The 19,857-nt window shown below is 33.6% G+C and carries 17 protein-coding genes; 3 read left to right on the forward strand and 14 right to left on the reverse strand.

The annotated features are described in order from the left end of the window. Window positions 1-34 precede the first annotated feature (34 nt). Window positions 35-655 carry a superoxide dismutase family protein gene (locus tag ABD011_RS13140; RefSeq protein WP_343798962.1) on the reverse strand — a complete coding sequence of 207 codons (621 nt, stop codon included), beginning with the start codon at window positions 653-655 and terminating at the stop codon, window positions 35-37. Window positions 656-793: 138 nt separating this feature from the next. Here ABD011_RS13140 and hemN point away from each other — a divergent pair, with 138 nt between their 5' ends. After that, on the forward strand, window positions 794-2,161 hold the full coding sequence (gene hemN, locus ABD011_RS13145; RefSeq protein WP_343798964.1) for an oxygen-independent coproporphyrinogen III oxidase: 1,368 nt from the start codon (window positions 794-796) through the stop codon (window positions 2,159-2,161). A gap of 89 nt (window positions 2,162-2,250) precedes the next feature. Beyond that, window positions 2,251-3,081 (forward strand): universal stress protein, encoded by an 831-nt coding sequence (locus ABD011_RS13150; protein WP_129761261.1) that lies wholly within the window; start codon window positions 2,251-2,253, stop codon window positions 3,079-3,081. A gap of 23 nt (window positions 3,082-3,104) precedes the next feature. Here ABD011_RS13150 and ABD011_RS13155 read toward each other — a convergent pair whose 3' ends face one another. The 9 genes from ABD011_RS13155 to ABD011_RS13195 all read right to left on the reverse strand — a co-directional run bounded on the left by ABD011_RS13155 (window position 3,105) and on the right by ABD011_RS13195 (window position 12,572). Beyond that, the gene (locus tag ABD011_RS13155; protein WP_343798966.1) at window positions 3,105-3,917 is read right to left on the reverse strand and encodes a universal stress protein; all 813 of its coding nucleotides are present in this window, start codon (window positions 3,915-3,917) and stop codon (window positions 3,105-3,107) included. Window positions 3,918-3,988: 71 nt separating this feature from the next. Further along, window positions 3,989-4,690: a sulfite exporter TauE/SafE family protein gene (locus tag ABD011_RS13160; protein ID WP_343798968.1), complete on the reverse strand. Its 702-nt coding sequence runs from the start codon at window positions 4,688-4,690 to the stop codon at window positions 3,989-3,991. Continuing rightward, on the reverse strand, window positions 4,691-5,137 hold the full coding sequence (locus tag ABD011_RS13165) for a FixH family protein (protein ID WP_129761264.1): 447 nt from the start codon (window positions 5,135-5,137) through the stop codon (window positions 4,691-4,693). It lies immediately after the preceding gene. A gap of 11 nt (window positions 5,138-5,148) precedes the next feature. After that, window positions 5,149-6,579, reverse strand: coding sequence for a cytochrome c oxidase accessory protein CcoG (gene ccoG, locus ABD011_RS13170; RefSeq protein WP_129761265.1), 1,431 nt, complete (start codon window positions 6,577-6,579; stop codon window positions 5,149-5,151). Between the two features lie 10 nt (window positions 6,580-6,589). Then, on the reverse strand, window positions 6,590-7,546 hold the full coding sequence (locus ABD011_RS13175; RefSeq protein WP_343798971.1) for a cbb3-type cytochrome c oxidase N-terminal domain-containing protein: 957 nt from the start codon (window positions 7,544-7,546) through the stop codon (window positions 6,590-6,592). Window positions 7,547-7,550: 4 nt separating this feature from the next. Next, window positions 7,551-7,727: a CcoQ/FixQ family Cbb3-type cytochrome c oxidase assembly chaperone gene (locus ABD011_RS13180; RefSeq protein ID WP_129761267.1), complete on the reverse strand. Its 177-nt coding sequence runs from the start codon at window positions 7,725-7,727 to the stop codon at window positions 7,551-7,553. A 3-nt stretch (window positions 7,728-7,730) separates the two neighbouring features. Next, on the reverse strand, window positions 7,731-9,926 hold the full coding sequence (gene ccoN / locus ABD011_RS13185; RefSeq protein WP_343798973.1) for a cytochrome-c oxidase, cbb3-type subunit I: 2,196 nt from the start codon (window positions 9,924-9,926) through the stop codon (window positions 7,731-7,733). Window positions 9,927-9,931: 5 nt separating this feature from the next. Further along, complete coding sequence (gene ccoS, locus ABD011_RS13190; RefSeq protein WP_129761269.1) at window positions 9,932-10,120, reverse strand: cbb3-type cytochrome oxidase assembly protein CcoS; 189 nt, start codon at window positions 10,118-10,120, stop codon at window positions 9,932-9,934. Window positions 10,121-10,199: 79 nt separating this feature from the next. Continuing rightward, window positions 10,200-12,572: a heavy metal translocating P-type ATPase gene (locus ABD011_RS13195; RefSeq protein ID WP_343798975.1), complete on the reverse strand. Its 2,373-nt coding sequence runs from the start codon at window positions 12,570-12,572 to the stop codon at window positions 10,200-10,202. Between the two features lie 106 nt (window positions 12,573-12,678). Here ABD011_RS13195 and ABD011_RS13200 point away from each other — a divergent pair, with 106 nt between their 5' ends. Beyond that, the gene (locus ABD011_RS13200; RefSeq protein ID WP_343798977.1) at window positions 12,679-13,356 is read left to right on the forward strand and encodes a Crp/Fnr family transcriptional regulator; all 678 of its coding nucleotides are present in this window, start codon (window positions 12,679-12,681) and stop codon (window positions 13,354-13,356) included. Between the two features lie 37 nt (window positions 13,357-13,393). Here the strand turns inward: ABD011_RS13200 and ABD011_RS13205 are convergent, their stop codons facing one another. The 4 genes from ABD011_RS13205 to ABD011_RS13220 form a co-directional block, all read right to left on the reverse strand. Further along, window positions 13,394-15,343: a S9 family peptidase gene (locus ABD011_RS13205; protein ID WP_343798979.1), complete on the reverse strand. Its 1,950-nt coding sequence runs from the start codon at window positions 15,341-15,343 to the stop codon at window positions 13,394-13,396. Between the two features lie 2 nt (window positions 15,344-15,345). Further along, entirely contained in the window at window positions 15,346-18,552 is a 3,207-nt protein-coding gene (locus ABD011_RS13210) for a WD40/YVTN/BNR-like repeat-containing protein (RefSeq protein WP_343798981.1), read from the reverse strand. A 57-nt stretch (window positions 18,553-18,609) separates the two neighbouring features. Continuing rightward, on the reverse strand, window positions 18,610-19,158 hold the full coding sequence (locus ABD011_RS13215) for a PepSY domain-containing protein (protein ID WP_343798984.1): 549 nt from the start codon (window positions 19,156-19,158) through the stop codon (window positions 18,610-18,612). Between the two features lie 83 nt (window positions 19,159-19,241). Next, entirely contained in the window at window positions 19,242-19,841 is a 600-nt protein-coding gene (locus tag ABD011_RS13220) for a hypothetical protein (protein ID WP_343798986.1), read from the reverse strand. Between the last annotated feature and the right edge of the window lie 16 nt (window positions 19,842-19,857).

The following is a 19,857-nucleotide window of genomic DNA, read 5'->3' on the forward strand; positions in this document are numbered from 1 at the left end:
GTAGCTTTAAATCTTTATTGAGTATTTAATTTTGTTATTCAATAATTCCTCCACAGCTTACTCTACTGCCTGCAGCTCCAGATGGTTGAGAGGTAAAGTCGTCTGTCCCTTGGTGAACAATGACAGCTTTTCCTAAAATGTCTTTAGTGTCATCGCCACAGCCAATACACCATTGGTCAGTACTAAAAGTAACGGTTCCTTTTCCGTTTGCGTTAGCACTAAAGTTTCCAATGTCTCCTTTGTGGTATCCTTTGTCGTCTCCCCATTTTCCATGAGGTTGAGCAGTTGGGTTCCAGTGACCACCTGTTGAGGTTCCATCTGATGATGAACAATCGGCTTTTTCATGAAGGTGAATAGCGTGAGAACCTTCAGTTAAACCATCAAAAACAGCAATCATAGTAACAACACCTTTTTCTTCTTTAAAAAGAGCATTACCAGTAACATTACTTTCGCTTTTAGCTTCAAGTTTTACAGTTACTTTTTTTACTACATCAGTTGGAACGTAAGGCTCTGAGGTTGTTTTTTTTGTTTCGGTAGCTGTAGGAGTTTCGGTTTCTACATTGTCTGTTGCTGTTTCAGTTTCTTTTTTATCGCTTTTACAAGAAATATTGAAACTTAATACTAATGCAACTATAATAAGAAGTGTTTTTTTCATTTTGTATTTAGGTTTTTAAATGAATAGTGAAGGTAAGCATTATTTCAAATAAATTAAAACAATAGCTAACTTTTATATGATAAATGTCATAGTATAACTGTTGTTGTGCGTCTACCTTTGAAGTATAAAATTACACAAATGAATCATAACGAATTAATACGCAAGTACAACATACCAGGACCAAGATATACAAGCTATCCAACAGTGCCATTTTGGGATATGGATACATTTTCTCTTAAGCAATGGAAAGCCTCAACACAGCAATCGTTTGTTGAGAGTAATAACAACGAAGGGATTAGTCTTTATATTCATTTGCCTTTTTGTGAAAGTTTATGCACATTTTGTGGTTGCAATAAACGAATCACCAAACGTCATGAAGTAGAATCTCCTTATATAACTGCACTTTTAAAAGAATGGCAATTGTACTGCAATTTGTTTGAGAGTAAACCTGTAATTAAAGAATTGCATTTAGGTGGAGGCACACCAACTTTTTTTTCGTCTCAAAACTTAAAGCGTTTAATTGAAGGAATTACCCGAAAAGCAGTTTTGGCAGACCATTATGAGTTTAGTTTTGAAGGACATCCAAACAATACTACAAGAGAGCATTTACAAACACTTTTTAACCTAGGATTTAGACGAGTGAGTTTTGGAGTTCAGGATTATAATGAAACAGTTCAAAAAGCAATACATAGAATTCAGCCATTCGAAAATGTAAAATATGTGACTGAAACCGCAAGAGAAATAGGATATACAAGCATAGGACACGATATTATTTTTGGGCTTCCGTTTCAAACAGTTGAGCATATTAAAGAAACCATTGAAAAAACAAAACAGCTAATGCCAGATCGAATAGCATTTTATAGCTATGCGCATACGCCATGGATAAAAGGTAATGGTCAAAGAGGATTTAAAGATACCGACTTACCAAAAGCCGAAGACAAGCGATTACAATATGAAATAGGTAAAGATATGCTTAATGTGGCAGGATATTCTGAAATAGGAATGGATCACTTTGCATTACCAACAGACACCTTATATGAAGCTATGACAACACAAGAACTACATAGAAATTTTATGGGTTATACAGCTTCAAAAACTCAAATGATGATAGGACTAGGTGTGTCGTCAATTAGCGACAGTTGGTATGGTTTTGCTCAAAATGTAAAAGGTATTGAAGAGTATTATCATTTAATTGAAGAAGGAATTATTCCTGTATTTAAAGGACATATATTAAATGAAGAAGATTTAGTTATTAGACAACATATTCTTAATTTAATGTGTCACTATAAAACCTCATGGAAATGTGAGTCGTTAAAGCTTAATGATTTAGAATCAATTAAAGCTAAATTATCTGAAATGATAAAAGATGAGTTACTAATACTAGAAAATGAAGGTTTAAAGGTTACTAAAAAGGGAAAGCCTTTTGTTCGCAATATTTGTATGGCATTTGATGTATTATTACAAAGAAAACAACCTGAAAAACAATTGTTTTCTATGACAATTTAATAACCTTAAAAACTTGTGAAACACATAAAAAAGTTGTAAATTAATACTTACAAAAAACACAAAATTTAACCTTTAAAAACACCCTAAAAATGAAAAAAATAATAGTTCCAATAGACTTTTCTGAACACTCTGAATATGCTTTAGAAGCTGCTGCTGTAATGGCAAAACAAAATCATGGAGAGGTTTTGGCGTTACACATGTTGGAGCTTTCTGATGCAGTTTTAACCAAAGGAAGTCTAGAACAAGGAGAAGAAGCTATTTTTTATTTAAAACTAGCTGAAAAACGATTTGAAGAATTTTTAGATAAAGACTATCTAAAAGGTGTGACTGTAACTCCAATTGTTAAACACTTTAAGGTGTTTAGTGAAGTGAGTCAAGTAGCACAAGACCATAGTGCAGATTTAATAGTAATGGGATCGCATGGTACTAGTGGCTTATCCGAAATATTTGTAGGTTCAAATACAGAGAAGGTGGTAAGACATTCTGAAATTCCTGTTTTGGTTTTAAAAAACAAGTTAGAGTCTACTGCTTTTAAAAATGTATTGTTTGCAACAGATTTCTCTAAAGAATCTATAGATGTTTATAAAACAGCAATTAATAAATTTGAAGGTATGGGAGCAAAAGTACACTTGGTTTATGTAAATACTCCTGGTAAGTTTTTGAATTCTACCGAAATGAGACAAAAGGTGTCTGGTTTTTTAACAGCTGCAGCAGGCAATACAGATGCAATGTCGCAAACAACTTTTGTATCAGATTATACAGTTGAATCTGGTATTTTAAATCATGCTAATGCTATTAATGCCGATTTAATTGCTGTAGCAACACATGGTAGAAAAGGGATTACACATTTCTTTGAAGGAAGTATTTCTGAAGATATTGCAAACCACGCAATACTGCCAGTAATGACATTTAAAATCTAATATAGTTATATATTACTTTGGTATTAATTATGAACAATCAGTAAGGGCAAGTTTAAGCTCTTACTGATTTTTGTTGTTGAAGACTCAGAAATTAAACGCTTTAAGAAGCTTTCCTTTTCAATTATTAGTCCAACTAAATCAATTTCATTTAACTGCTGGTATGTCATTACAGCATCAGGTAGAGCAACATTTTTAATAATATTATAAGTGTAGTTTACTGCCTTTTCTTCAAGATGAAGTTTATCACTTTCGGCTAAAGTATCATCATTGTCAATTCTTAGCACTTGAATATTTGTGTGTTTTAAATCTATAAACTTTAGTAATCTGTCAAACTCGCTAGTATTTAACTTATCAGACTCATCTAATGGAATTAAAACATTTTTAATATTTTGATAGTGAAACTCCTCAGGAACAATTAAAGTAGGGTGTTCAATATTTCTGATAATTTTAAGCGTATTAGAACCAAAAACAGTTTCCATTAAGCTTGTAGCTCCATCATAACCAGCAACTATTAAATCAATAGTATTTAATTCGATAGATTGAGATATGGCACTCAATAAATCGTCATAATCTATAATGGTTGAAAATTGATGCTGCTTGTATTCATCTGTAAGTTTAGATTTATAATGTTCTAACTCTTGTTTTTCGTCTTTTATAATAGCATCAAAAACAGTATCGTTACTGCTAGTCATTAAATCGTCCATTATAAAGTTTCCAGACTTATACACATACATCAAGAAAAAGTGACAAGGACTGGAGTTAAAGTGAGACAACGCATAGCTAATAGCATTATCTGCACTTTTAGAAAAATCGGTAAGAAGAAGAATGTTTTTCATAGTATACTACCTCGTTTAACAAAGATACAGTTTTATAGTTCAATGTGTTTGTTATGAGGGTTTTAATTGTTTTAGTGACAGTTGATGTTCCCTGAAACCATTTCCACAACAGGAGTAGGAGATATGTAAGGAATTCCTAATCCTAAACCTCTTAAAATAAATAACATACCAATAATAACTACAAAAACAGGAATCGCTTTTTGGATTCGTTGTTTAATAGTTGTGTTTAAAAATTTTCCTAAATAAATAGCACTTGTCATTAAAGGAACTGTCCCTAGACCAAAAAGAGCCATATACATAGCACCTTGTGTAATGGTGCTGCTTACTAAACTCCCAAAAACAGCCATATAAACTAATCCACAAGGTAAAAACCCATTTAAAAATCCAATAGTTAAAAAAGTGTCTGCAGTTTTCTTTTTTAAGGCACTACCTAGTTCACTTTTTACTTTTGAAATTATTTTGTGTAACGGTTTTGATAAGTTGTATTTGCTAAACGTTTTGTAGGGTAATAAAACCACAACAATCATTAATACACCAATGCATATTGAAAGTTGTTGCTGTAAACCAAAGATGTAAAGGTTTTTACCAATAAGCCCAAAAATTAGCCCTATTGTACTGTATGCTAACAGTCTTCCAATGTGGTAGGTTGTAATTTGACTTATTTTTTTTACGGAATTACTTCTGTCAACAGGTAACATAAAGGCAATAGGACCACACATACCAACACAGTGAAAGCTACCTAATAGACCTAATATGAATGCAGACCAAAGCATTTAGTAAACAATTTCTTTTTTAAAACGATAAGGAATTTCGTTATATTCCCAATCAATAGTAATGTTCCAACGACCACCTAACAAACGGTTGTCAGGTACGAGCAAATTGTGGTTTGATAAAGAAATTGGTGTTTCAAAATCAAATTGCTTGTTAGATGGTCTATATAGGAACACTTTTCCGGTTATTTTTGATGCATCAAGATCTTCCGGAAAGCTTATTAATAAACCTGTATCAGTTTTTTTGCAGGTAATATTATGTTTTAGCTGAGCTGCGTTTTTTTCTTTGTTTATGTTTTTCTGAAGTTCTAATTCTTGTTTATAATAATCTTCAGTAACTAAATCATGATCGTACTTATCATTTGTACTCATGGTAACAACAAAGTACATGATAAAACCAATGAAGCCAATAAATGCAAGTACAATTCCAGTTCCCCAATTAAATTTCATAACACTATTTTTTAATGATAACTTCTTGGTCCCAAAAAGTTAACTGTTGTAGTTTCTATAAATTTGTCGTGACTATACACATCTATTATAAGCTTGTTTTTATCACCTTTTAAATGGCTTTTATTTATTTCAATAAATAATGTGCCTTCTGCTAAACCTTGTTCAGGAACCATAAAATCTTTAGTTGTTGAAACAAGCTTTATCTCACCCTCAAAATTTCTAAGTTTAAAACTTACATTATCAATTTCTTGAGTGGTTTTGTTTATAATTTTATAAGTAAACACATTGCTTATAATGTTGTTGTCTTTTTTCTCGTAAAGTTGTCCTGGTAGTCTAAGAATTCTAGCTTCAACATCATTTCTTAATAATAGCATACCTATTAAAACTCCTGTTAAAATAGTTAGGACAGCTATGTAGCCTTTCATTCGGCTAGTAAGCTTAAAGGTTTCTTTTTTCTCAATTTCATCTTCACTTGCATAACGAATTAAGCCTTTTGGTAAATTAATGCTTTCCATGATATGGTCGCATTCGTCAATACAAGCAGTACAGTTTACACATTCTAGTTGTGTGCCATTTCTAATATCAATTCCTGTAGGGCAAACATGTACACATTGTAGGCAATCAATACAGTCTCCATGTCCTAAAGCAGTCCTATCTTCATTTTTTCTGAATTTTTTACGACCATTTTCACCTTCACCTCGCTTATGGTCGTAAGCAACAACTACCGATTTATTGTCTAATAATACACCTTGTAGTCTTCCGTAAGGGCAAGCAATAATACACACTTGCTCTCTAAACCATGCAAAAACAAAGTAGAATACAGCCGTAAAAATGAGTAATGGAAATAATGTTCCTAAATGCTCTTGAGGACCATCGATAATGTATCTTAAAAGTTTATCGCTACCAATAAGGTACGCAAGAAAGATATTAGCTATTAAAAACGAGATGATCAAAAAGACAAACCACTTTAAAAGACGTTTTCTTATTTTTTCGGCATCCCACTTTTGTTTGTCTAGTTTACGTTGTTTGTTTCTGTCGCCATCAATCCAATACTCAATACGTCTAAAAACCATTTCCATAAAAATGGTTTGAGGGCAAATCCATCCACAAAATATACGTCCAAAACCAACTGTGAAAAGTGTAACGAAAACGACACCAATAATCATTGAAATAACAAATAGGTGAAAGTCTTGAGGCCAAAACGGAAACCCAAAAATGTTAAAGCGTCTTTCTAACACATTAAACATTAAAAACTGATTGCCATTTACTTTAATAAATGGAGCAGAGAACAAAAAGGCAAGCAAAAAGTAGCTAACTATTTTACGTCTTTCATAAAATTTACCGCTTGGTTTTTTTGGATAAATCCAAGCGCGCTTGCCTTCATCGGTAATAGTACCAATAGAGTCTCTAAAGTTTTCGTTATTTTGTGTTTGTTGGCTCATTAAGCAACGTTTAATTCACAGTTGTTGAATCAGTTTCAGTAGAAATTTCTTCTGTTAAGCTGGTTTCTGCATTTTCAGTTTTAGAACCTTCAGGTATCCAAAGTTCGCCTTCAGGGTCTTTTGGTTCAGCAGGTGTTGTACCTTGAAATGTGAGTACGTAACTTGCTACTTGGGCAATTTCTGATGGACGAAGCCCTTTTTTGGACCATGGTTCCATTCCCTTTCCAGTTCTTCCACCTTCTGATACTGTTTTAAATACATTTTTAATACCACCACCTAAAATCCAATATTCATCGGTTAGGTTGGGACCAATACCACCACCACCATCAATTTTGTGGCATGCAACGCAGTTGGTGTCAAAAATTTTCTTACCGTTGCTTAAGTCTGAAGCTTCAGTAAGTAATTCAACAGTATTAAAATCAACCAAGTCTTTAGCCGTTTTTTTGTATTCTTCGATAGCTATTTTTGCTTCGGCATATTCTTGTGCTAATTCATCATATTGACTGTCACCATTAAATACATGGTATTTTAATAAGTACACAGCAGCAAAAGCAATTGAGATGTAAAAACTATAAATCCACCAAGGCGGAAGAGAGTTGTCTAACTCTTTAATACCATCATAATTATGGTCTAAAATAATTTCGTGCTCTTCTTCGATAGGTTTTGCGCCTAATAGTTTTTTATAGGTGTTTTGAATCCACTTAATGAATTTTGGTGTTCTTGTACGTTGTGCGTCGTATCTCGCTTTTGCTTCGTCATCTAAACTTTGATAAAGTACATTATCCATAGAACTTACTATACCTTCAGTAGCAATAAGAATAAGTAGTACTAATACCAAAAACAGTGATAGCAATGGGTACTCAATAAATGCTGGTTTATCACCTGAGTCAATCATATATTCAGCAAAAAAAGCAATAGCGAAAAATACGATTGGAACTCTAAGCCATGATGGAATAAATTGTCTCATAATTTTAATTGTTTTTTTTGTCTAATGGCAAATTGCTCACAGTAGTTATGTACTCTTTTTTAGCTGTTATAACCCACCAAAATAGTGCAACAAAAAAGAGGAAGAATATCATTAAGGATATTAAAGGATATATCTCTATACCAGTAATACTTTCCATGTGGTTTTTTACAAATTTCAACATGACTTATTGGTTTTGTGTTGTTAATTGTGCTTCTAATTCTTGAACTTTTATGTCAGTTCCAAGACGTTGTAAATAAGCGATTAAAGCTGTAATTTCTCTATTTCTCATTTCAATAAATTCGCTTCCAGCTGCTTTTTTATCAGCTTCGTAGCTTTCAGCAAAATCAGGATCTGTATAAAGGTTTTTCTCAATTTGAGTACCTTGTTCTGTCATGCTTTGTTGTGCATTGGCAATATCCTCTTCGGTATAAGGAACTCCTAATTTTACCATAGCTTTCATTTTAGCTTCAGTCATAGACTTATCAAGTTCATCACGAATCAACCATTGATAAGCAGGCATAATAGAACCTGATGAGGTACTTTGTGGGTCGTACATATGGTTAAGGTGCCAGTTGTCAGAATATTTTCCGCCTACACGATGCAAATCTGGTCCTGTACGTTTACTTCCCCAAAGGAAAGGATGGTCGTATACATATTCTCCGGCTTTACTGTATTCTCCATAGCGTTCTACTTCACTTCTAAAAGGACGTACCATTTGTGAGTGACAGCTTACACAACCTTCACGTATATAAATGTCTCTACCTTCAAGTTCTAAAGGTGTGTATGGTTTAACACTTGAAATAGTTGGGATATTAGACTCTACCATTATTGTTGGTATAATTTGAATAATACCACCAATTAAAATAGTAATAGTAGCTAGTATAGTTAGTTGCACTGGTTTACGCTCTAACCAAGTATGGAAGGTTTCTCCAGCAATTCGTCTTTTTGAAACACGTTGTAGAGCAGGAGCCTCAGCAAGTTCATCGCTTACCTTGCTACCTTTTTTAATAGTAACAATTATGTTGTAAGCTAAGACAAACATTCCAATAATGTATAACGATCCTCCAATAGCACGCATCCAGTACATTGGGATGATTTCAGAAACAGTTTCTAAAAAGTTACCGTAAACTAATGTTCCGTCAGGATTGAATTGTTTCCACATACTTGCTTGAGTAAATCCAGCAACATACATAGGTAATGCATATATAATAATTCCTAAAGTTCCAATCCAAAAGTGGAAGTTTGCCAATTTTGTTGAGTGTAGCTTGGTGTTGAATAATCTTGGAATCAACCAATAAATCATACCAAAAGCTAAGAAGCCATTCCAAGCTAAAGCACCAACATGTACGTGAGCAATAACCCAATCGGTAAAGTGTGCAATAGCATTTACGTTTTTAAGTGAAAGCATTGGGCCTTCAAAGGTTGCCATACCATAACCAGTAATTGCAACAACCATAAACTTTAACACAGGGTCAACACGTACTTTATCCCAAGCGCCTCTTAATGTTAATAGACCATTTATCATTCCTCCCCAAGAAGGCATTAATAACATTACCGAAAATGCTACACCTAAATTTTGAGCCCACTCTGGTAAAGCAGTATATAATAAGTGATGTGGTCCTGCCCAGATATAAATAAATATTAATGACCAAAAGTGTACTATTGACAATCTATAAGAGTAAATAGGTCTATCTGCCGCTTTTGGAACAAAATAGTACATTAATCCTAAGAATGGAGTTGTTAAGAAGAATGCTACTGCATTGTGTCCATACCACCATTGTACTAAGGCATCTTGAACACCTGCATAAACTGAATAACTTTTTAATCCGCTGATAGGTAATTCTAAACTGTTAAAAATATGAAGAACAGCAACTGTAACAAATGTGCCTAAATAAAACCAAATGGCAACATACATGTGACGTTGACGACGTTTTAAAATTGTTCCTATTAAGTTCCAACCAAATACGACCCATACAATAGTAATAGCTATATCAAAAGGCCATTCTAATTCGGCATATTCTTTACTAGTTGTATAACCTAAGGGAAGTGTAATTGCTGCTCCAACAATTATAAGTTGCCAACCCCAAAAGTTGATATTACTCAAAGCATCACTAAACATTCTCGCTTTCAGTAAACGTTGAGAAGAGTAATACACACCTGCAAAAATGGCGTTACCTACAAAGGCAAAAATAACAGCATTTGTGTGCAAAGGTCTCAATCGACCAAAGCTTAACCACGAAATACCGTCGGTTAGGTTAGGGAACAAGAACATAAAGGCTAGTAGTAAACCTACAAGCATACCCACAACACCCCAAAGCATGGTAGCGAGTAAGAATTTTTTAACAATCTTGTTGTCGTAATAAAATTGTTGTACTTCCATAATAATTAGTTAGACTTTTGATTTTTAATGGATTTATTGGTTTTGTTTTTAACCAGTTCGTCTTCAAACAGCATGCGTACAGATGGTGTATAGTCATCATCGTACTGTCCTGATTTTACGGCTTTTATAAATCCAATAAAAAAGACAATAGCAATGATAATGCTGATAGCTAGTAATACATAAATAACACTCATACCTACTTGAAGTTATAGTTCAAAATTACGTTGGCATCTCTTTTTAAAAGATGATATTTGTCATGTTTCATTAATTTTTTCATTTTAATTTTCGACCTAAAAGGTTTGTTGCAATTGTGGTAAATACAACAATACTTATGGAGCTTAAAGGCATTAAAATAGCTGCAATCACAGGCATAAGTTGACCCGTAATGGCAAAGTATAAACCAATAGCATTGTAGAAAAAGGAGAACACAAAACTCCATTTTATAATTTTAATAGCTCCTTTTGAAGCTTTTATATAGTTGTATAATTGATTGAATTTTGAAGCATCTAAAATGGCATCGCAAGCAGGCGAGAACACATTGATATTTTCTGAAATAGCAATGCCAACATTACTCTGTGCTAAAGCACCAGCATCGTTTAAACCATCACCAACCATGAGTACTTGAGCGCCATTGTTTTGATGATGCTTAATGTATTCTAGCTTATCGTTTGGTTTTTGATTGAAAATAAGTTTGGTTTTGCTTGGGAGTAATTTTTTTAGGTTATTTAATTCACTTGCATTGTCACCCGAAAGTATCGCTAAATCGTAGTCTTTTTTTAGTTTGTTAAACAGTTTTGAAATGCCTTTTCGGTATGCATTGTAAAAGGTAAACTTTCCTTTGTATGTGTTATTGGTGCTAATATGAACAGCTGTACTTAATTCGGTTTCTGGTTGAAGTTGTCCAACATATTTTGCAGAACCTATTTTAACCGATTGATTATTGCTTTCGCCATAAATACCTTCACCTAAATGTTCTTCAAAATGGCTTAAGGTTATAATGTTGTTTTGCTTAAGCAAGTTGTATAACGATCGACTCAATGGATGGTTAGAATGTCTAAGTGTACTACTTAAAATAACTGTTTCCTCTTCTGTAAGCGTTTCACCTTTATAGGCTGTTTTACTTTTTTGGTTGGAAGTTATGGTACCTGTTTTGTCAAAAATAAAGGTGTCTATTTTTGCCAACTGCTCAATTACCGAAGCATTTTTTAAATAGAATTTTAACTTCCCAAAAATGCGTAACAAATTCCCTAAAGTAAAAGGAGCAGAAAGCGCAATAGCACAAGGGCAAGCAATAATTAACACAGCAGTAAATACGTTAAGTGCTTTACTTGAGTCGGCAAACAGCCAGTATGTTGTAGCTAAAAAAGCAATGCTCAACACAGCAATAGTAAAGCGTTTGCTTATAGTATTGGTTAGTGTTGTAAAGCTATCTTCTTTGTTTTTATTAAACACATCGTTGCTCCAAAGTTGAGTAAGGTAACTTTGTTCAACTGCATTTAAAGCTTCCATTTCAATACTGCCAGAGGTTTGTTTGCCACCTGCAAAAAGTTTATCACCAGACGATTTTTTTACGGCTTCAGATTCTCCTGTAACAAAACTGTAATCTATATTAGCGTTTCCGTTAATTAAAATGCCATCAACAGGAATTAATTCTTCGTTTCTAATTAATAATCGGTCGCCTTTTTTTATGTCATAAACCTGAATTGGTGTTTCAATGCCGTTTAAAATTTTAGTCACAGCAATAGGGAAGTACGATTTGTAGTCGCGCTCAAACGATAAGAAATTGTAGGTGCGTTGCTGAAAATATTTCCCAAGTAATAAGAAGAACACCAAACCTGTTAAGCTATCGAAAAAGCCTGTGCCTAGGTCTAGAATAATTTCGGCTGTACTTCGTATAAACAACACTAAAATACCAAGCGCAATAGGAATATCGATATTTAAAAGTTTTGATTTTAAACCTTTGTAAGCCGAAACAAAATAATCTTGAGCCGCATAAAAAACTACTGGTAGCGAAAATGTAAACATGAGCCAACGAAACACAGGTTTGTACTGCTCTAGCCAGAACTCATTGACTTCAAAATACTCTGGAAACGATAAAAACATCACATTACCAAAAGCAAAACCAGCAACACCAAGTTTGTAAATTAAACTACGGTTCACTTTGTTTTTTCCTGTATTGAAATCTTCAAGAGAAATGTAAGGTTCGTAACCAATTTTACTTAATAGAAGTACCGCTTCTTTTAATGAAAAGGCTTCGGTTTTATAAGTTATTCTTACGGTCTTTTTTCCAAAATTTACCTGTGAAGCAGTAATATTTGCATTGAGTTTGTTGAGGTTTTCTAAAATCCAGATGCAAGAACTACAATGAATATGCGGAATGGTTAAGGTTGCAATTTGGTGTTTATCATCATTAAATTCGGTAAGCTTTTCAATTATAGCGTCATCCGACAGGAAATCATATTTACCTTGAATTTCTTTTGGTGTAGCTCCAGGAGCTTGTTGTAAATCGTAATAACAGGTTAAATCGTTTTCAGAAAAAATCTCGTAAACGGTTTTGCAACCATTACAACAAAAGTCTTTTTCGTTGTAAACAATATGGTCAACTGTACAATTATCACCACAATGAAAACATGTAGCTTGTTTCATAATATTTGCTCATTTATACCTATTGCAAAGGTTGAAAGCAAAGGCTAAAAAAAATATGATATTTATCAGGTTTTAGTTATTTTTACAGAACACTTCAAAATAAGGTATGAGCAAGTGCGAACAATGTATTATCAGGCAGTTTAATGCTTTAAGAGCGTTACAAAAGGACGACCTTATTCGACTTTCTGGATGTAAAACAACACACACTATTAAAAAAGGGGAAGTTATCTTTGAAGAAGGTGATAATGTTAATGGTGTTTACTGTATAAAGGATGGTGTTTGTAAGTTGTCTAAATTAAGTGCAAACGGAAAAGACCAAATTGTAAAATTAGTTGTTAGAGGAGATTTGTTAGGGCAACGTTCTTTAATTTCTGATGAGGCTGCTAACCTAAGTGCTGTAGCTGTAAATGATATGCAAGTGTGTTTTATTCCAAAGCACGAAATAATACACGACTTAACCCATAACATCAATTTTTCGGTGGATATGCTAAAAGATATGGCTGAGGAACTAAAACTTGCTGATAACGTTATTGTTGATATGGCCCAAAAATCGGTGAAGCAACGTTTAGCTGAAACGCTTTTGTATTTGCAAACCAATTTTGGAGAAGATGATAATGGATTTTTAAATATAGTACTTACTAGAGATGACTATGCTAATATTGTTGGTACTGCTACAGAATCTGCAATACGAATATTGTCTCAATTTAAAAAAGAAGGATTAATTTCTACAGAAGGCAAACAAATAAAGATAGAAGATAGTAAAGCATTAAAGCTTATAGATTAAAAAACGGCTAAACTAAGTTTAGCCGTTTTTGTTTTGTTTATTCGGTTTTTGGATCTATTTCCGTTTTGGGAGTTTCACCATCTAAAGGTGCATTTTCTTTTTTAAGATGTTCATCTAAGAATTTTAAAATTCTGCTGTAAGCTTCAATTTGGTTTTCCTTTTTTATAAATCCATGACCTTCGTCCTCAAATAAAACATATTCAACAGGAACGCCATTTTTTCTTACTCCAGCAACAATTTCATCAGATTCAACCTGTAATACTCTAGGGTCTTTAGCTCCTTGTAAAACAATTAAAGGTTTGGTTACCTTATCAGTATGGAAAAGAGGAGAAATTTGTTTTAAACGTGTTGAATCAGCAGAATAAGGGTCGCCCAACTCTAAGTATAATGATTCTCTAAACGATTCCCAATAAGGCGGAATGCTTTTTAATGTACGCATCCAGTTGGTAACACCATATATATTAACACCAACATCAAACTCTTCTGGAGTGTAAGTTAATGCTGCCATAGTCATATATCCACCATAAGAGCCACCAATGATTCCTATTTTTTCAGAATTAATTTCAGCTTGCTCAGCTAACCAATTTTTTCCTTCAACACAGTCTTGTAAATCTTTTTCGCCATGGTTTTTATCATCCATTTTAAAAAACGTTTTACCATAACCACTGCTTCCACGATTATTCACAGCTAAAACAGCATATCCATGATTAACCATATACTGAATTAAAGAGCTGAAATTTTGACGTGTTTGACCTCCAGGACCACCATGAACCCAAACCATTGCAGGCACTTTATTATCTGCAGATGCTTGATGTGGTAAATAATATATGGCAGGAATTGTTGTACCATCAAAAGACTTAAAACGAACAACTTTAGCAGTAACTAAATCGTCAGGATTAATCTCTTTGTTTAAAACATTGGTGAGTTTGTGCTGTTCTTTGGTTTCCAAGTTGTAAGTGTATAAATCAGAAGGCGAATTGGAACCACCAACATACAGGCGCATCCATGTTTCATCCTTTGAAAAACTTACACTGGTAATGCTTTTATTATCAAAATTAGGTAGTGTTATTGGTTGTAATGTGTTGCTATCTAAAACTTCAATAGCATTTTTACCATCTTCATTTACATAAACTACTAAGTAAGTCCCTTTATCAGTAAAACCAGCTCCACTAACATCCCAAGATTTTTGAACAATTTTAGTTTTTGTTTTAGACGCTAAATCATATTTCATTAAGTATGAAAACTCTTCGCCATCATCAGTAGTGTAATAAAATGCACTACTATCAACTGCAAAATCTTCAGATGCATTTGCACTTAGGTTGTCATTGATTTTTGTTTTTTCGTTAGAACTTCTGTCGAATAAATACAAGTTGCTATCATTAGTGTTGACAGATTCAACTAAAGCAATATAATTTTCGTCATTAGAAATTCCACTGAAATTTAAACCATCATTATTTTTGTAAATTAATTCAGAAGAAAAATCAGCGATACTCATTTTGTACACATCAAAATAGCGAGCGTCTCTTTTGTTTGACCCAAAATAAAAACTGTTTTTATCAGCAGACCAACCGTAAAATGAAGATTTTGCTCCTTGTTCAGGGGTTAAATCTTTAATCTCACCATTTGTGTCTCTCATATAAATATGGTCTATTTCGTCACCATTCCCATCGGCAGAAAGTAGCATACGCTCATCATTAGGGAAGTAAGAAACAGCAAAGTATGAAATGCTATCTGATGCTGTAATTTGTGTGTATTCACCACCTGTTGTAGGTACTGTGTACGCATTGAAAATACCAGAGCGATTACTTGAGATTAAAAGCTTGGAGTTGTCAGGAGAAAAACTTCCTCCACTTACAGCTTCGTTGTTCATGAACTGTTCAATGCTGTACTGTTCAATACTTTTAGCTTGGGCTTCATTCTTGCTCTCAGTGTCTTTTTTACAAGACAGCATAGTAGCAAAAAACACTAATATTAAAATGTTTTTCATAATTAATTGAGTTTAAAGGTTGATATGTCTTTAAACGGATTAGTTTGTAACTGTTCCATTTTTGTTTGATACGATTTCCAGTCTTCATTAAAGAAGGTGTTGGTTTTTTCAAGCGCACTATTTAAAGCGTCTTTAAAGTTTTTAATTAACGTAGTTTCGGTAGTTGTGATACCGTTTTGACTATCTTGAACATAACCTCTTGCAAGACTAAGTCTTGTGTTGATGGTAACTTCTGGGTTTCTGGTAATACCTTGTCTTTCGTCAACTTTTCCTAAATAAATATCAATAATTTCATCTATTTTTTTGACGATGTCTTTAGATGATTTTATATCGTCTTTATATTTTTCTTTATCTAGTTTTTTAAGTTCAGACTGAAATTTCTCAGCTATTTCTTTGCTTTCAACAAGTTGTTTTACAGCATTAGCCATAGTTTCTTGAGCGCTTTCTAAATCTTTTAAAGTATTGTAAACTTCATTGATATTTGCTGTAGAAATATTTAATCTTGGGTCATACATTACTGTAATTTGTTTTTCTGAAGACTGGTCTCCAAAACTTAAAACAGCTTTGTAAGTGCCTGGTTTAACACTAACACCTCCAGGTTCACTGTTTCTGGTTCTATTTCGTCTAGAAGCTCTTTCAACACCAGCTTCATCCATATACCAAGTCCATTTATGAATACCTGTTTCTTTAGGCGCTTTTTGTTTTAATGTTCTTATTAAACGCTCTCCATCATAAATTTTTAATGTTAATGAATCCCATTTTGCGTCATTAGTTTTTTCAGAAGAAGTTTCTTCGTCTTCATTTGAAGCTTCCTCTTTTGCGTCTTCTTTTTGAGTATCAATATTTACATAATATGACAATTGAGCACCATAGCTTCTGTTTTCTCCATTGTATAAAGCATCAGCTCCAAAGCGACTTCCTGTTGGTTGTTGGTATGCAGCTTGAATAGCTGTAGGAGGTTGAAATAACTCTACTTTTTGTTGTAATACTTGTTTGTTTTTAGCCAGAGCGCGTAAAGGTCTTATGTCATCTAAAACCCAAGCAGCTCTACCAAAAGTACCTATTACTAAATCGTGCTCTCTTGGATGAATTACTAAATCTTTTACAGATGTAGTAGGGAAGCCTTCTGTCCATTTAGTCCAACTTTCTCCTGCGTTTAAGGAAATGTATAAACCGTCGTCAGTTCCTAAAAATAATAGGTTTGGTTCTTCAATATCTTCAACAATTGAGAGTGTATAGCTTTTTACATCATTTTCATCTACAATACGTGTCCATGTTTTACCATAGTCTTTGGTTCTGTATGCATAAGGTGTGTAATTAAAACGTCTGTAATCATTAGCTATGAGCAATGCTTCTCCTTTGTTTTTGTTTGATGCTTTTATTTGAGGAATCCAACTGCCTTTAGGTAATCCTTTTATGTTTTTGGTCACATCAGTATAGGTTTGTCCACCATTTTGAGTAACGTGAACACGACCATCATCAGTTCCTATCCACAACATGTTTTTTTCAACAGGAGAAGGTTCAATAACCAAAATAGTACAGTGGTTTTCAGCACCTGTAGCATCCATTGTTAATCCGCCACTTTCTGATTGTTTTAGTTTTTCTGGGTCGTTAGTGGTTAAATCCTCTGAAATGACTGTCCAAGTTTCACCTTTATCAGTTGATTTATGAACAAACTGACTTCCAAAATACAGTGTGCTATTATTAAAAGGATCAATATTAATTGCAGAATTCCAGTTAAAACGTAATTCTACATTTGGGTCAGGATGTGTTGGTCTTACTAAAAGGTTATTACCTGTTTCCCAATCGTATCTGCTTACATAACCTTGTTGACTCATTGACCAGCCATAACGAGAGTCGTCTTTATCAGGAACGACATCAAAACCATCACCAAAACTTATTTCTTGCCAGTAGCTATTACGAATACCTTGTGTTTTCCAAACGTAAGCAGGACCTCTCCAAGAACCATTGTCTTGCATGCCTCCATATACATTGTAAGGGTAGTCGTTATCGACATTGATGTGATAAAATTGAGCTACAGGTATATTGCCAATAAATCGCCATGTTTTTCCACCATCTTTAGTGATATTTAATCCACCATCGTTACCATCTATCATAAAATTACCATTGTTAGGATGAATCCACCATGCGTGATGGTCTGGATGCACACCATTATCTACACCATAAGCAGGCATAAGTTGGTCAAAGCTTTTTCCGCCATCTTCAGATACATTTACGTAGGTGAAAATGGTATACACACGATTTTCATTATCAGGAGCTACATATATTTCGGCATAGTAAAAGGGTCTGTTTCCTATTTCGTTTAAGTTGTCATTTACTTTTTTCCAAGTAAAACCTCCATCTTCACTTTTGTAAAACCCATTTTTCTTAGCTTCTATTAATGCATATACAATATTAGGTTTGTTTGGTGCTATTGCAAGACCAATTCTTCCTAATTCTCCTTTTGGCAATCCGTCTTCATCAGTTATTTTTTTCCATGTTTTTCCGCCATCATGTGTAATGTGTAAGCCAGAACCTTCACCACCAGATTTGAAAAACCAAGGGTCGCGTTTGTGTTCCCATAGAGCAGCAATTAATTTGTTTGGGTTTGTTGGATCCATGATTAATTCTGCAGCACCAGTTTTATTATTGGCAAACAAGATTTTTTCCCATGTTTCTCCTCCGTTTGTGGTTTTAAAAATACCTCTTTCAGGATGTTCTCCCCAAGGAGAGCCAATTGCAGCAACATAAACTACGTTAGGATTAGTTGGGTCAATAATTACTCTATGAATGTGTCTTGTGTTTTCAAGTCCCATGAGCATCCACGATTTACCTCCATCAAGCGATTTGTATATGCCATAACCACCATTAAGACTATTTCTCGGGTTTCCTTCTCCTGTACCAACCCATATTACACTTGGGTTTGATTGTTGTATAGCAACAGCTCCTATTGAAGCAGTAGCTTCGTTGTCAAAAATAGGTTCCCATTTTATACCTCCAGAGGTTGACTTCCATAAACCACCAGATGCTGTACCAACGTACATAATATCAGGATTGTTTGTAACTACATCAATGGCTGTAACACGACCAGACATTCCACCAGGACCTATATTTCGTGGTTTCATGTTTTTTACTAAATCCATTGAAAACTCTTGGGCAAAAAGTAATGAGGCACTTAAGAAGAGAATGATTGAGAAGACGTTTTTCATGTGTTTATTATTATTGAGTTTTAAATTTACGTAAAAAAACAATCAAGCGTTTATATTCTAGTCTTTTAAACGTTTGATTTGTTTGGGTTTAAGCCATAACCAAAATCCGCTAAACGATAACAACATCAACCCTAAGGATGTGATAGTTGAATAGAAAAGTTTAAATGGTGTGGATTGGTTTTTAAATAGAAAGTCCATTATTGAACCATCATGAATCATTTCAATAATATCAGCAGTTCTTTGTTTTACTGATAGGACTTCACCTGTGTAACAGTCTATTTGAATTTCGGTAAAGTGATTTTCAAACCTCACTTTAGTGACACCTTTATTTGGTCTGTAATCTATTCGGTTGATTTCAGGTGAAAGGTTTAAAGACTCTATATGTTTTATTGCATTGTCTCTAATTATATCTAATGATATTAGAGATAATGTGTTTGAGGACGAAGCATGCGTTTTGGGTTTAAATTGAAATTGTTCTTTCCAAGTTAGAAGTAAGCCTGTAGCTCCTAAAAGAAACATAAAAAACACTAAAGGAATTGCAACATAACGATGAAGTTTTCTGTATGTTCTAGAGGTTTTAGCGAGTTGTTTTCGTTTTTGTTTCAAGCTTAAGATTTACAAAAAAGTTAAGAAACACTAAAAATATATAATATTCCTTAAAAATATCTTAAACTCTTGTTAATGCGAGTTTACTCTTTTAAGATTAAAGTTGGAACACTTGCTTTGTTTTTATCTTCTTCATTATTGTTTATAATCCACTGCGTTCCATATACATCTTCATAGGTGATTTCGTAAGAAATATTTTTTGTTTCTAAAACCTTTAAAAATGTTTCAATGTTATATTTTCCATTAATTTCAATTAAGCTAATATGTTCATTTGCTGGAAGTACAAAACCACTCACCAATGCACTAGTTACTTTTGGTATTGTGTCAATCTCTTTAGAGGAATTGAAGATTTCATTAAATAAATCGTCAGAGTTATTAAATGTTTTAGAGTTGTTTAAAGTTAGTTTTACTTTTTTAATAAAAGCAGGACCAACACCTTTATTACCAAGTATAAGCTGGAAGTGATTATTGTAATTACTCTGCCATTGGTTTAGATACGGTAAGACACTTGCACTTTGCTGTTTTTGAGTAAGTTTATTGTCTTCTCTCGCTAAATAAGATTGATAAATTAATGCAATTAAAGAAATGACACTGATAAAAAGAGCAGAGGTGCTCATTACTTTTTCAGAGGTCCAGTTAACCTTCCATTTCCTTTTTTTGGGTTGGGTAGTTTCTTCAGACATGGTTAATTGATAAATA

This window comes from Gaetbulibacter jejuensis (assembly GCF_039524015.1).
Classification (GTDB): Bacteria; Bacteroidota; Bacteroidia; order Flavobacteriales; family Flavobacteriaceae; genus Gaetbulibacter_B; species Gaetbulibacter_B jejuensis.